The 14,230-nt window shown below is 65.7% G+C and carries 7 protein-coding genes; 1 reads left to right on the plus strand and 6 read right to left on the minus strand.

The annotated features are described in order from the left end of the window. Positions 1 to 1,078, minus strand: a 1,078-nt coding sequence (locus tag IEV56_RS02615) for a TIGR03032 family protein (protein ID WP_229730142.1), incomplete at its 3' end; no start/stop codon positions are given. Between the two features lie 117 nt (positions 1,079 to 1,195). Further along, complete coding sequence (locus IEV56_RS02620; protein ID WP_188447431.1) at positions 1,196 to 7,534, minus strand: hypothetical protein; 6,339 nt, start codon at positions 7,532 to 7,534, stop codon at positions 1,196 to 1,198. Between the two features lie 212 nt (positions 7,535 to 7,746). Between IEV56_RS02620 and IEV56_RS02625 the strand changes: the two genes are divergently transcribed. Further along, a complete protein-coding gene (locus IEV56_RS02625) occupies positions 7,747 to 8,523 on the plus strand; it encodes a response regulator transcription factor (RefSeq protein WP_188447433.1) in 777 nt (258 codons plus the stop codon). A gap of 36 nt (positions 8,524 to 8,559) precedes the next feature. On the opposite strand, the gene IEV56_RS02630 is transcribed toward IEV56_RS02625, so the two are convergent. The 4 genes from IEV56_RS02630 to wecB all read right to left on the minus strand — a co-directional run bounded on the left by IEV56_RS02630 (position 8,560) and on the right by wecB (position 14,219). Further along, positions 8,560 to 10,122, minus strand: a complete 1,563-nt coding sequence (locus IEV56_RS02630; protein ID WP_188447435.1) for a sensor domain-containing diguanylate cyclase — start codon at positions 10,120 to 10,122, stop codon at positions 8,560 to 8,562. A 110-nt stretch (positions 10,123 to 10,232) separates the two neighbouring features. Then, entirely contained in the window at positions 10,233 to 11,333 is a 1,101-nt protein-coding gene (locus IEV56_RS02635; protein ID WP_188447437.1) for an MraY family glycosyltransferase, read from the minus strand. Positions 11,334 to 11,510: 177 nt separating this feature from the next. Continuing rightward, a complete protein-coding gene (locus tag IEV56_RS02640) occupies positions 11,511 to 12,608 on the minus strand; it encodes an MraY family glycosyltransferase (RefSeq protein WP_188447439.1) in 1,098 nt (365 codons plus the stop codon). A 504-nt stretch (positions 12,609 to 13,112) separates the two neighbouring features. Next, on the minus strand, positions 13,113 to 14,219 hold the full coding sequence (gene wecB / locus IEV56_RS02645; protein WP_188447441.1) for a non-hydrolyzing UDP-N-acetylglucosamine 2-epimerase: 1,107 nt from the start codon (positions 14,217 to 14,219) through the stop codon (positions 13,113 to 13,115). Positions 14,220 to 14,230: the final 11 nt, after the last annotated feature.

Below are 14,230 nucleotides of genomic sequence, written 5' to 3' on the forward strand. Positions count from 1 at the left end.
ACGACACGATCTGCACGCCGCACCAGGGCTCGGCGTCGCGCTTCTTCAGCTCCTCGTCCAGCGCCAGGCCGGCGAAGCGGCCGTTGCGCGGCTTGGACAGGCCGACCGCGGCCACGTTACCGATCATCGACAGACCGCGCAGGAAGCCCGGGCAGAAGGTGAACGGCACGAAGCGCTTGCTCTCGAAGTCGACCCAGCCCAGATAGCCGGTGCCGGCGTTCAGCACCCACAGCTTGCCGTTGTGCCAGCGCGGCGAGTGCGGCATCGACAGCCCTTCGCACACGATCTCGTCGGTCTCCACGTCGATCACCACGCCGCCGTCGGCGCGGCGGTCGCGCCAGCCGTCGACCGAGTCGCTCTTGCACACCGCGGTCACGTACTTGGGCTCGCCGTCCTTCATCGCCAGCCCGTTCAGGTGGCAGCGGTCTTCCGGCGCCAGCTTGCTGATGAAGTTAGGCTTCCAGACCGCCTTGAAGCTGTGCACCGGATCGAGTTCGGCCAGGCAGGAGTACTTGGTGTTGACGAACACGACCTTGCCGTTGTTGCGGATGCCGAGCTCGTGGATGTCCAGATCGCCGATGGTCTGGGCGTTGCGCGGCACGTAGCACTTGTCGAACACCTTGTGGATGACCTGGTTGCGGCGCAGCGCGTTCTCGAAGCGCCAGAGCTGGTACAGGCCGCCCAGGTAGATGCGCTGGGCGTTGCCGACGATGCCCATGGCGCGTTCGAAGATGCGTTCGAAGAACGACACCCGGCCGTTCGGGTCGCTGCCGATCAGGTACACCCGGCCGGTCTGGTAGGAGGTGACCGCCAGCGAGATGCGGTGCTGCGCCAGCCAGGCGCCGAAGCCGCGCGAGCAGCTCTTCTGCACCTTCAGCTGGGTGATGTCCTTCGGCTTGGCCGCCGGCTGGCCGTCGGCGGCGGCCTCGGCCACGGTCTGCACCTGCGGCTGCGAGCCGGCCGCGTCGGCGGTCTCGTTGGCCGGGGCCTCGGCGGTTGGGGTCTCGGCGGCCGGTGCGGCGGCTTGTTCGGCCGGCTTGCCGGTGGTCTTGGATTTGGGTTTCTTGCTGTCGCTCAACGTCTTGCTCCGGGGATTTCAAGGGGATGCGGGCACCGCCCGCGTGCGGTTGGTTCGATTCTAGCAGTGCCCGAAAAAAAAGGCCGGCTTGCGCCGGCCTTTTTCCGTGGGGCCGTATTACCAGGTGAAGCGGACGCTGACTTGGCCGCCGAACAGGCTGTCATAGGCGCCGCCGTCCTTCCAGTTGACGCCGCCGCTGAACACCAGGTTGCCGTAGTGCGCCGTGGCGCCGGCTTCGACCAGGGTGCTGTTGCCGCTGGTGTCCACGTTGCCGGTCAGGATGCCGCCGATGACGTAGTCGTTGCTGGCATTGGTCTCGTTGACGACACCGACCGAAGCGAACGGAGTCCACTCGCCGGCGCCCGACTGGTAGGTCTTGCGCAGGGCGATGCTGCCGCGGACTTGGCTGGAATCGCCGTCGGTCAGGTCGAAGTCGCCGTCGAAGTACTCGACCTGATCCAGGTTGACGTCCATCGCGCTGTACTGGAACTGCGGCTCGATGACCAGACCGCCCGAGGTCTTGAAGCCGTAGCCCAACTCGACGCTGTAGCCGTCGGCATCGCCTTCGAAGCGGAAGCCGTTGCCGTTGCCTTGGCCGTCGAAGCCCATGGCGCGGTAGCTCAGGTCAAGGTAGAAACCGTTGCCCGGGGTGTAGGTCAGGTAGGCACCGACGGTGTCGGCATCGACCTTGGTACGGCCGCCGACTTCGGGCTTCAGGCTGGCTTCGGACACGCCGCCCAGCAGACCGGCGGTCCACTGGTCGTTGAAGGCGTAGCCGGCGCCGAACTCGATGCCCGAGCTGCTCAGGTCGAACTGCTGCACGCCGCCGGTACCGAAGTTGTCACGGCCCATGTCCGGGGTCAGGCCGCCGTTGTCGGCGAACATGCGCACCCAGGCGCCGGAGGCACCTTGGTAGTCGGCGACCTGGCCGCCGTCGGCGGAGTTCAGGAAGCCCTTGACCGCGGAGCCGGTAGCGGCGGCGTTGCCGCCGGCGCTGCCTTGACGCTGGAACATGGTGCCGCTGCCCAGGTGCCACAGGTTCTGCACCGCCGGGGCGATGGAGGACACCGCCACGCCCGACTGGCTCAGGCCGCTGATCTCGAAGCCCAGCGCGAACAGATCGTTGCTGCCGCTGACGTTGATGTGCTTGTTCAGCGTGTGGCTGACGGTGTACAGGGTGTCTTCCGCGTCGACATCGACGATGCCGAGGTTGAAGTTGGCGGCCAGGCTGGTGCCGGACACCTGCACGATGTCGATTTCGACGCCGTCGGTGATCTGCTCCAGGGTCGGATTGCGGGTCAGGTACACGTCGATGACGTTGGCGGTGTTGCTGATCACGTCGCCGTCGATGTACAGACGGTCGGCCAGCATCGAGGTACCGTTGGCGTCGACCACGATGTGGCCGGTGCCAGCGAAGTCGCCGAAGATGGTCAGCGCGTCGTTGGCGGCGCCGTCCTCGAAGTGCAGCGAAGCGCCGTTGTTGGTGAACACCGAGGTGGCACCGCCCATGTCGATTTCGTTGTCGGCGCCGCGCACGAACACCTTGCCGTTGTTCATGAAGCTGTTGACGCCGCCTTCGGCATAACCGAGGTCGATCACCGAATCGTCCATGAAGATGCGGGCGCCGGTGTTGTTGACGATGGCGTCGTTGCCCGCGCCGAAGTCGGACACGTAGCTGTTGCCTTCGGTGGCGTACCAGTCGCCGCTGTTGGTGAAGCTGTCGGCGGCATCGTCGGTACGGATCACACCGAAGATGTTGCCGGCGGCGGCGTTGGTGATGCTGACGCTGTTGCCTCTGTGGTAGATGGCCCAGGCGTCGTTCACGCCGTCGCTGGTGGCGCGCACATTGCCGGAGTTGGCGATGGTGGTGGCACCGGTCTCGTTTTCGGTGTAGATGCCGACCGACCAGCCGTAGTAGGCGGCGTTGGCGTTGGCGAACACGTTGCCGCTGTTGCTGACGCTGATGTCGCCGCCCTCGGTGATGGTCCAGATGCCGATGGCATCGCCGTAATCGCCGTTGGCGTTGGCGGTGACGGCGGCGCTGTTGGTGACGGTGATGTCGCCGCTGTTGCTGTCGGCGTAGATGCCCATCGCATAGCCGTCGTAGCCGCCCGAAACCGCGCTGATGCTGCCGGCGGTGGTGACGCTGATGGCGCCGGCGTCGCTGTACAGGTTCATGCCGCTGGCGCGGTTGTCGCCGTAGGCACTTTCCACCACGATGCTGCCGGTAGCGGCTTGGGTGACGGTGATGCCGGCATCGTCCCAGGCTTCGACATACATGCCGGTAGCCCAGCTGTTTTCGCTGTAGACGCTGATCACGCCGGCGTTGGCGACGTTGGCGGAACCACCGGTCCAGACATCGATGCCGTAGGCGTCGCCATCGTCGGTGACGGCGATGACGCGGCCGTCGACGGTGTTGGTGACCGAGACGCTGTCGTTGTCGGACTGCGCGGCGATGCCGACGGTCCAGCCATTCGAGTAGGCGTACACGTCGCCGGCATTGACCACCGACACCTGGCCGTCGTCGTAGTTCCAGGCGCCGATACCGACCGCTCTGTCCGAACCATAGGCGACCACATAGGCGTCGGCGGCATTGCTGACGCTGATGTCGCCGCTGCCGTTGGTTTCGGCATAGATGCCGACGGCATAATCGCTGCCGGCCGTGGCAACGACCAGACCGGCGTTGGTCACGGTGATGTCGCCGTCGATGCCGCGGGCGGAGATGCCGTAGGCGTCGTTCCAGCCTTCGGCGTAAATCGCGCCATCGGCGGTATTGGCGATCACGGTATCGCCGAAGTCGTTGAACACGTTGACGCCATAGGCACGGTCGTCTTCCGAGTACACGTTGATGGTGCCGCTGTTGGTGACGCTGGCCAATTCACCGTAGCTGCCGTTGTCCATGCGGACCACGATGCCTTCAGCGTCGCCGTTCCAGGAAGCGACGGCGATGTCGCCCGAGTTGCTGACGGTGACCGGCACAGCACCCTCGCCATCCGCCCAGTAGGCGTTCTGGGTGATCACCCAGCCGCCATTGCCGACATAACCGTTCAAGCCGCTGCAACCGGCGACGTTGGCACAGACGAAGCCCTGGGTCTCGACGTAACGCGAACCCGTTTCAATGAAGGCACCGATGCCGGACGCATCGCCGTTGGCTTCGACGATGATATCGCCGGCGTTTGCGATGTTGATGCTGGCGCCATCGTTCGACAGACCCTGCATGTTGACGTAAACGTCGATGCCGCCAGCGATATTGTCGTCGGAGTCGACGGAAATCACGCCTTCGGCGTAGTTGACCACGCTGACGCTGCTGTTGCGACGGGCATCGATGTCGATGCCGAAGGCGAACTCATTGCCGGCGGCGCGGATGGTACCGCTGTTGTCGACGTGGATGTCGTGGCCGGCGCTGGCGGTGATGCCGTTGACGCTGGCGTCGGCATAGGCGCGAACCAGGCCGCTGTTGCTGATGGAGATGTCGCCATAGCCGTCCATGGTGTTGGCATGCATGCCCCAGGCGTTGCCGGAGACGGAAGCGATCGCTTCGATCGTGCCCGTGTTGGTCAAGCGGATGTCGCCGGCGCCGTGATGGCGCATATCGATACCCAAGGCCAGATCGCCGTAACCACTATGGGTCTCGGAGCTGATCAAGCCGCTATTGCTAACCACGATGTCGCCATTGCCGTAATGGTAGGCGTGGATGCCGTCGGCATCGCTGCCCTGGCTCTCGGCGTTGATGACGCCGCCGATCAGGTCGCCATAACCGTCGAGCACCGCGGTGTTGGTGATGGTCAGGTCGCCGTCGGCGTAGGTTTCGGCCTTGATGCCGAAGGCGTCGCCGTAATCGCTTTCGGCCAACACCACGCCGGTGTTGGTCACGGTCAGCACGTAGTCGCCGAATTCGGCGTCCAGGCCCAGCTCCATGCCGTAGGCATCGTCGCCCCGGGCGAACACATCGATCAGACCGCTGTTGCCGACGATCAAGTCGCCGTAGCCGTTGACGCTACCGTCAATGCCGGTGGCATTGTCGTCACCCACGACCAGGATGTTGCCGCTGTTGGTCACGGTGATGCCGGCGTAGCCGTAGTAGGTGGCCGCATCGATACCGAAAGCATCGTCGTCGTCCACCGACACGTCGATGGTGCCGCTATTGGTCACCGTGATGTCGCCGCCGGTACCGTAGGTGTCGACACGCACGCCCCACGAATCTTCGTCGGCGTAGACGTCGATCAGGCCGCTGTTGGTGACGGTGATGGCGCCGGCATATTCGCTGCCTTGGTCATTCGCCATGGCGCGGATGCCCCACGCGTCGCCGTTCTGGTCGCCTTCCGAGTACACGCCGATGCGGCCGCTGTTGGTGACGGTGATGTCGCCGTAGCCTTCGCTACGCACGTCGATGCCGACGGCTTCCGTGTTATTGAAGCCGTTGTAGCTCCAGCTGTGGGTGTAGACATCAATGATGCCGCCGATCAGATCGCCATTGGCGTTACGCAACGCGGTGTTGTTGATGGTGATGTCACCGTTGTAATCGCCCGAGGACACGGAACGGATACCGGTGGCATTGTATTCATCGGCGTCGACATTGATGACGCCGGTGTTATCGACCACGGTGGTGCCGTCGATCGAGTTGGTGAGGACGCCGGTGGCGCTTTCGTCGCCGAACACGTCGACCAGGCCGGTGTTGCCGACATGGATGTCGCCCGGCAGCAGACCGACCGAGAACGGGCCCATGCCGCTGCCGCTGGCGTAGGCTTGGATGCCGAACGCGTCGTCGTTCCAGGAGCTCACGAAGATCTCGCCGGCGTTGTCGACGTCGACCGCGCCGTATTTGGCACTGGCGCCGACGCCAATGGCGTCGCCATAGCCGCTGTTCCAGCCTTCGGCGGTCACGAACATCTCGGCGTAGACGCCGTTGGTGACGGTGATGTCGGCAGCGAAGGTCGACACTGCGACGCCGAAGGCGTCATCACGGACCGAACGCGACCAGATGTCGCCGTAACCGGAGTTGTCGACGGCCACGTCGCCGCCGAACGACACCACGCCGACGCCGGTGGCGGTACCGCCGTCGGCCCAGACGCCGATGGTACCGCTGTTGCCGATGCTGACGTCGCCGTAGCCCATGAACGGGTTCGGGCCATTGTAGGTACCAACAATATTCTGGAACACGCCGATGCCGATGGCGTCACCGAACAGGTCGAACGGACCGTTGTTGTTGTTGAAATCGCCTTCCTGACGGACCTGGATGTTGCCGGTGTTGCCAACGGTGACGTCGCCATATCCGGTGAAGTTCGCCACGGTCACGCCATTGGCCTGGTCGTAGCCCCAGACGTCGATGCTGGCATCGTTCTGCACGTTGACCGCGCCGTACTTGGTTTCGGCGCCGATGCCGGTGGCATCGTTGTCATACGCGCGGACATTGATGTCGCCGGTATTGCCCACGGCGATATCGCCGCCGATGGTTTCGGCATAGACGCCGGTAGCCCAATTGTCGCCGATGGCTTGAACCAGGCCGGCATTTTCGATGGTGACGTTGCCGTCGTTCCAGGCGCGCGCCAGCACGCCGGTGGCGTCGCCGAATTCGCTGTACACGCGGATTTCGGCGCCGAAGTTGTTGTTCACGCTGATATCGGCATCGGCTTCGGCCAGCACGCCGACGGTCCAGTCGTCACCGTTGGCGGCGATGTTGGCGTTGTTGACCACCGCGATGTCGCCGTAGTCCGACCACAGGTCGACCGCGATGGCGTCGCCGTCGGTACTGTAGGCGTAGATCGAGCCGAAGGCCTGGTTGACCACGGTGACGTCGCCGCGCGAATCCACGCGCAGGGCGGTGGCGTCGCTGCGGTTGTTGTTGTCCCAGGTCTGGTTGCCGGCCGAGATCAGGCCGGCGTTGGTGACCGTGGCGAAATCATCGCCGTACAGGTCGACGCCGACCGCGGCGCCGTTCCATTCCCAGTTCCAGGAGTCGCCGTCCCACCATTCGTTGTTCTGGTCGATGTCGATCAGCACGGTACCGCTGTCGCTGTTGTTGAAGCTGATGCCGCCGTCGATGGCGTCGGCGCGCACGCCGTACAGGGTGTTGCCGATGTCGCCGGAGTCTTGATGGTCATCGACCACGAAAATCGAGCCGAGATTGTTGACGCGCAGGTCGTCGTTGCCGCCGACGCTGATGTCGACGCCGTTCCAGTTCCCGACCACCGAATTGAAGCTGGTGGCGAAGGTGACCGTGGTCAGGTCGAACGGCGCATTCGGATATTCCAGCTCCGAGTTGTCGATGGTGTCGTTGGTGGCGCCGACGCACTGGATGTTTTGGCCCAGCACGATGCATTCATCGGCGGCCAGCGCACTCTGCGAGGCGCCGGCGGTGGCCAGGGCGGCGATCATCGCGCCGCGCAGCGCTTTCGCGGTGGCGCTGACTTTATAGGTACGGCTCAGACCATAACGGGCTCGGTTTTTACGGGTCATCAGGACTCTTCCATGTTGGTATTTGAATAGGGGGCAAACGCGGGCACAACATCCCCGACCCACGTTTGACCTGTGAATCGTAAATGAACGGCGGGTCAAGACCTTTGCCGGAAGCTCGCGGAGTTTTGCCTGAATGACTTTTTTTGCCCGATGCTACGCGCGCCTAGCCCCCCCCTTTGGCCAACTGCGTCACGGTGCTATGATTCGCTGGAATGAGCACCGTCAAGCCGCATATCAGCGCCACCGGCCACATTTTGGTGGTGGACGACCACGACGCCAACCGCCGTCTGTTGAACGACTTCCTGCGCCGCTTCGGCTATCAGGTGAGCTTGGCCGTGGACGGCCATGACGGGGTGCAGAAGGCCAGCTACGGCTCGCCCGACCTGGTGCTGATGGACATCCACATGCCGGTCTGCGACGGCATCGCCGCCTGCCGGCTGCTGAAGGCCGATCCGCGCACCGCCGGCATCCCGCTGATCTTCCTGACCGCCGCGGCGCAACCGGAAGACCGCGTGCGCGGGTTGAGCGAGGGCGCGGTCGACTACATCGTCAAGCCGTTCGATTTCGACGAAGTGCGCCTGCGGGTCGGCATCCACCTGCGCGCCCGGCAACAGGCCGAATCCGTCGGCGAGCCCGAGGACGGCGGCCATTCCGCCGACGCCCGGCTGTTCCGCGCCGCCCGCCAGCTGATGCTGCAGGATCTGGCCAAGACCACGGAGCTGGAGGCGCTGGCGCGCGCGGTGGGCAGCAACAAGCGCCGGCTGGGCGAGGCGTTCCGCACCCAGACCGGCACCACCGTGTTCGACTACCTGCGCGAGCTGCGCCTGCGCGAAGCGCACCGGCAGCTGGCCGAGACCACGCTCGACATCCAGACCATCGCCCAGGACGTGGGCTACAGCAGCGGCGCCAACTTCTCGACCGCGTTCCGCGAGCGCTTCGGCCTGTCGCCGCGGCAATTCCGGCAAGCGGCCAGCAAAGCCAAGGCGTAGGCCGGGTTGGTAACCCGGCCTACGGGATGACCCGCCCTACTCGGCCATCATCACCCGGTCGCGGCCGGCCGCCTTGGCGCGGTACATGGCCTGGTCGGCCTGGTCCAGCAGGACATCGACCTGGCGGCCGTGCTCGGGATAGAACGATACGCCGATGGAGACCCGGAGCCGCGGCAGTTCGCGGCCCTCGTGCCGCACCACCAGCCCGGCGACCGTGCGCCGGAACGCGTCGAGGCGCGCGAAGGCGCCGTCGCGGTCCAGGCCCGGCAGGATCAGCACGAACTCCTCGCCGCCGAACCGGCAGGCTACGTCCGAGCCTTGGCGGAAGCTGTGCATGGCTTGGGCGAACGCGCGCAATACGGCATCGCCGGCGGCATGGCCGAAGTCGTCGTTGTAGGCCTTGAAATGGTCGAGGTCGAGCATCGCCACGGCCAGGGAATCGGTCTCGCGTTCGGCGCGCACCAGTTCGCGGACCAAGGCCTCTTCCATGAAGCGGCGGTTGTACAGGCGGGTCAGCGGATCGCGGATGGCCAGCTCGGCCAGCTCGCGGCGGCTGTCCTCCAGCGCCCGGTTCAGGGCCTCCTGGTTCTGCAGCGCCTCCTGCAGGCGCTGCTCGGCCAGGCGCTGCTCGGTGATGTCGCTGATGAAGCCCTCCAGCGCCTCGACCCGGCCGTCGGCGTCGAACAGCGGCAGGCCGTTCTCGTGCACCCAGCGCTCGCCGCCGTCGGCGGTGCGGATGCGGTAATCCATGCTGAACCGGCGGCGGCCGGCCACGCCGTCCTGCACGGTCTGCCAGACGCGCTCGCGGTCCTCGGGATGGATCAGCTCGGCATAGCTGCGCAGCCGGTTGCCGACCAGCGCGGCGGCGCGGTAGCCGGTCAACTCCTCGCAGCCGTCGCTGAGGAATTCCATGGTCCAGTCGCGGTCGTTGCGGCAGCGGTAGGCGATGCCCGGCAGGTTGCCGATCAGGGTCTGCAGGCGGCGGCGCGCGTCCTCGACCGCCTGCTGCAGGGCCAGGCGCTCGGTGACGTCGGTGCCGATGATGGCCAACTGCGCCACCGCGCCGTCGGCGCCGAACACCGGATACAGGGTATGTTCGACCTGTCGGCCGTCGCGCTCGTCCACGAACCGGTCGTTGCAGCGGCTGCGCAGGACCCGCTCGACATTCCGCCGGCGTTCGCTGGCGATCGGCTCAGGCAACAGCGCATAGACCGACTGGCCGATGATGTCCTCTTTGCGCCGGTGCAGCCGCTCGGCACCGACCCGGTTGATGGCCAGCAGGGTGCCGTCGGCCGCCAGCAACAGCGCCGACTCCCCGACCGCATCCATGAACGCCTCCAGCGCGTCGCGGCTGCGCAGCAGCGCCTGCTCGGTCTCCCGCTGGCCGTCCATCTCGCGGCGCAGGCGGGTCTCCAGGTCGGCCAGCAGGTCGCGGACATAACCGCACTCGTCGCAACCCGGCGGCAGGGAACGCCCCGGTGGCGGCGTCTGGCCGGTCTGGGCGGCACCGGGCGTCGGGCACTGGGCGCACGACGCCGTGCTTTGCGTGCTGATGGCGTCATCGGAATCCGGGCGATTTCCCATCCCCTGCGGTGTCATGCCCGGCCTCCCCCTCGAAGGCCTCGATTTTGTTCTTGCACCCCGCCGTACCGGCGGCTGGCCGTGGGCTTAGCCTACCCCGAAGCCGAAACGTCCGCCATAGGAATTTTTCAAGGGCCGGGGATGAACTTGGCGGTCAGCCAACGGTGCAGGCGGGACAGACGGGCCACGGCCCGGGCGCGGTCGCAGGTGAAGGCATACCAGCCGACCAGCAGCCCGAAATAGCCGAGCAGCAGCAGGCCCTTTTCGAACGGCACGCCCAGCAGCAGCCAGCCGGCCGCACCGCCGCCGATCAGCAGGCTGACCAGCACCAGCACCGCCACGGTCTGGTTGACCGAAAAGCCGGCGTCCAACAGCAGGTGGTGCACGTGGTCGCGGTCGGCGTTGAACGGCGAGCGGCCCTGGCGCAGGCGGCGGGCGAGCAGCACCAGGCAATCGATGACCGGCACCGCCACCAGATACGTGGCCAGCACCGGGGTGACCGGATGCGCGTGGTTCTGGGTCAGACGGAAGGCGATATGGGCGATGGTGAAGCCCAGCAGCATGCTGCCGGCGTTACCCATGAACAGGCGGGCACGGGGATTACCGCGGTAGCGCAGGTTGTACAGCAGGAAGCCGCAGATCGCGCCGAGCACCATGAAGCTGCGCCAGACCACCACCGGGCCGCCGGCGTACACCCCGGCGGCGATGAACATCAGCAGGCTGGCCAGCACCAGGGATCCCAGCAGACCGTCGACGCCGTCGATCATGTTCAGGGCGTTGATCAGGCCGACGATGCCGATGACCGAAATCGGCAGGCTGAGCCAGCCGAACTCGACATCCGGCAGGCCGAACACCGGCCCTAGATGGTCGGCGCGCACGCCGCCGATTTCGGTCAGGATCAGCGCGGCGGTGATCTGGGCCAGGATGCGGACGCGCCAGTTCAGGTCGAAGCGGTCGTCGAGGGCGCCGACCACCACCAGCAAGGTAGCCGACAGCACATAGCTGCGCGGCACCACTTGGTCGCCGATGAAAATCAGGGTAGTGACGACCAGGCCGACGTAGACGGCGATGCCGCCGATCATCGGGGTCGGCTCGGCGTGGTCCTTGCGGCCGCCGTTGGGGTGGTCGACCCAGCCGTAGCGCCGGGCCAACGGCAGCAGCCACATGATCGCCAACACGGTGATAGTGAAGGCGAATCCCAGATAGGTGATGGCTTGGATGACTTCCACTGCCCTGCCTTTGCGGCCCTGCGGCCGGTACCAAAGGCGTCCCCCAACGCCCTGCCTGCTAGCCTACCACGATGGCATGGCCTACCCCCACCACGCTAGCATCGCGCGGCGGGCGCTGACAATCAGAAAAATTCTTAGCGAAAACTTCCTAAGTGCGGAGCGTAGCCGGCCGTGAATTCAGGCCCGTTCCGGCAACGTGGCCGGCATGGCGCCGGGCAGGCGCGCACGCAGGCCGGACAGCCGTGCAATCAAGGCGGCCGGGTCCGTGCCGAGCCGGTACCAGACGGCGACCATCAGTACATAGTTCAGCATCAGCACCACGTTGGGCACGTCGGCCACCATGCACAGCGCGCCGAACAGGCCGATGGCGAAACTGACCGCCACCAGCAGCGCGACGATCTGGTTGACCGTAAAGCCGGCCTCCAGCAGCAGGTGGTGGATGTGGTCGCGGCCGGCCGCAAACGGCGAGCGCCCTTGGCGCAGGCGGCGGGCGATCAGCGCCAGGCAGTCGATGACCGGCACCGCGACCAGATACGGCGCCAGGATCGGGCTGACCGGATGCACCGGATCCTGGGTCATGCGGAAGGCGATGGCGGCGATAGTGAAGCCGAGCAGGCCGCTGCCGGCGTCGCCCAGAAACACCCGCGCCGCGGAAAACCGGCCGAAACGCAGGTTGAACAGCAGGAATCCGGCCACCGCGCCGACCACCATGGCCAGCCGGTACACGATCGGCGGCGCGCCGGCGTACAGGCCGGCGGCGATGAACATGCCGCAGGCGGCGACGATCAGCGCCCCGCACAGGCCGTCGATGCCGTCGATCATGTTCAGCGCGTTGATCAGGCCGACGATGGCGACGACCGACAGCGGCAGGCTGAACCAGCCCAGCTCCACGTCCGGCAGGCCGAACAGCGGCCCCAGGTGCGCGGCGCGCACCCCGCCCCACACGATCAACATCAGCGCCGCGGCCACCTGCGCCAGAATGCGCACCCGCCAGTTCAGGTCGTATTTGTCGTCGAGGGCGCCGACCAGCACCAGCAGGCTGCCGCCGGCCAGCCAGGCGCCGACCACCGGGGTGACGCCGTTGATCCAGACCGTGGCCAGGGCGATGGCCGCGAACACCCCGAAACCGCCGACCGGCGGCGTGGGCGTGGTGTGCTGTTTGCGCTCGCCCGGCGTATCCAGCCAGTGGTAGCGGCGGGCCAGCGGCAACAACACGGCGATGACGCCGGCGCTGACCAGCAGCGTGGCGAAGAACAACTTCAGACTGTAAAACATGTTTCCCCCTGCCGATATTGTAGGCAGAGGGATGCCGGGAAACCATCAGAAAAATTCGGGGGTGCGCCCGAATTGGGTGGGACGACACGCGGCGTGTCGCATTTCAGTCGATTGCATGCGATTTATGCCCGGTTTTGCGCCGAAACCACCCCGGGTTTTGGCCCTACCCCCTTGGTATTTGCACAAACCCCCTTTGGTTTGGTCCAAAACGCGCCCATCGCGAACGCGGGCAATACCGGGTACCCCCAGGAAATTAGTAGGGGACCCTTGGGTAACCATCAGGGGGGGTATGCCGGATATGAAGGGGGGCCTGTGCGGGTTGGTAAGGGGGGCTGCAGGGGCCGCCTAGGGGGCATCTGCCGGAGCAAAAAACAGGGCGATTGGGGCCAATAATTTGTGTATCACTATTACCCATTAGTGCATACAAAAGTCCGTTTTTTCCCGTCACGGAGCGTGTCGAAAATCGGGGTTGAAATCGGCCGGAAATGACGCCCGAATCCGGGCTCAGGACGGCGGCAGAAGCCGGGTCAGATGGTCCACAATCCGCTCGGCGGTGCGGCCGTCCCACAGCGGCGGCACACTGCCCTTCTTCCACTGCCCCGCTCGGACGCGCGCCATGGCCGGCGCGATGGCCGCCGGATCGGTACCGAGCAATTCATTGCTGCCCAGCTCGACCGTTTCCGGGCGCTCGGTGTTAGCACGCAAGGTGAGGCACGGCACATCCAGCACCGTCGCTTCTTCGGTGATGCCGCCGGAATCGGTGATCACCGCCAGTGCATCGCGCACCAGATGGATGAACTCCAGATAGGGTTGCGGATCGAGCGGATGCAGGTTGCCCGGCAAGGCCGGCAGCTTGGCCAATACGCCGCGGGTGCGCGGATGCACCGGGAACACCACCGGCAGTCCGGCGCAGGCTGTGGACACCGCCTGCAGCAGCGCCTGCAGATTGTCGGCATCGTCCACATTCGCCGGCCGGTGCAGGGTCAGCACCACATAGGCTTTCGGCGCAAGATTCAATTCGTTCCAGCACGCCGGCTGACGCAGCTTGGGCAGATTGGCCAGCAGCGTATCGATCATGGTGTTGCCGACGAAGAAGATTCGCGCGTCCTCGACGCCGGCGTGGCGCAGATTGGCATTGGCGGTTTCACTGGTGGTGAAGAACCAGTTGCTGATGGCATCGGTGACCATGCGGTTGATCTCTTCCGGCATCGACCAATCGCCGGAGCGGATACCCGCTTCCACATGCGCGACCTTGACGCCCAGCTTTTGCGCGGCGATGGCGCAGGCCATGGTCGAGGTCACGTCGCCGACCACCAGGCACAGGTCGCTACGCTGTTCCAACAGCAGCTTCTCGTATCGGCGCATGATCTCGCCGGTCTGCTCGGCGGCGGTGCCGGAACCCACTTCCAGGTTCACGTCCGGCGGCGGGATGTCGAGCTGGCGGAAGAACTCGCCGGACATCTTCTCGTCGTAGTGTTGGCCGGTGTGCACCAAGCGGAAACGCAAGTTTACGCCGGCGGCCTGACGGGCGCGGATGGCGTGGATGATCGGCGCGATCTTCATGAAGTTGGGGCGCGCGCCGGCGATGATATCGATCAAGGGGGCGGTCATCGGGAATTCCT

This window comes from Arenimonas maotaiensis (assembly GCF_014638745.1).
In the GTDB taxonomy this organism is placed as follows: Bacteria; Pseudomonadota; Gammaproteobacteria; order Xanthomonadales; family Xanthomonadaceae; genus Arenimonas; species Arenimonas maotaiensis.

Bases quoted from the DNA above. Each gene is read 5' to 3' on its own strand.
- IEV56_RS02620 (WP_188447431.1), bottom strand. From the start codon at position 7,534: ATGACCCGTAAAAACCGAGCCCGTTATGGTCTGAGCCGTACCTATAAA.
- IEV56_RS02640 (WP_188447439.1), bottom strand. From the start codon at position 12,608: ATGTTTTACAGTCTGAAGTTGTTCTTCGCCACGCTGCTGGTCAGCGCC.
- wecB (WP_188447441.1), bottom strand. From the start codon at position 14,219: ATGACCGCCCCCTTGATCGATATCATCGCCGGCGCGCGCCCCAACTTC.
- IEV56_RS02630 (WP_188447435.1), bottom strand. From the start codon at position 10,122: ATGACACCGCAGGGGATGGGAAATCGCCCGGATTCCGATGACGCCATC.
- IEV56_RS02625 (WP_188447433.1), top strand. From the start codon at position 7,747: ATGAGCACCGTCAAGCCGCATATCAGCGCCACCGGCCACATTTTGGTG.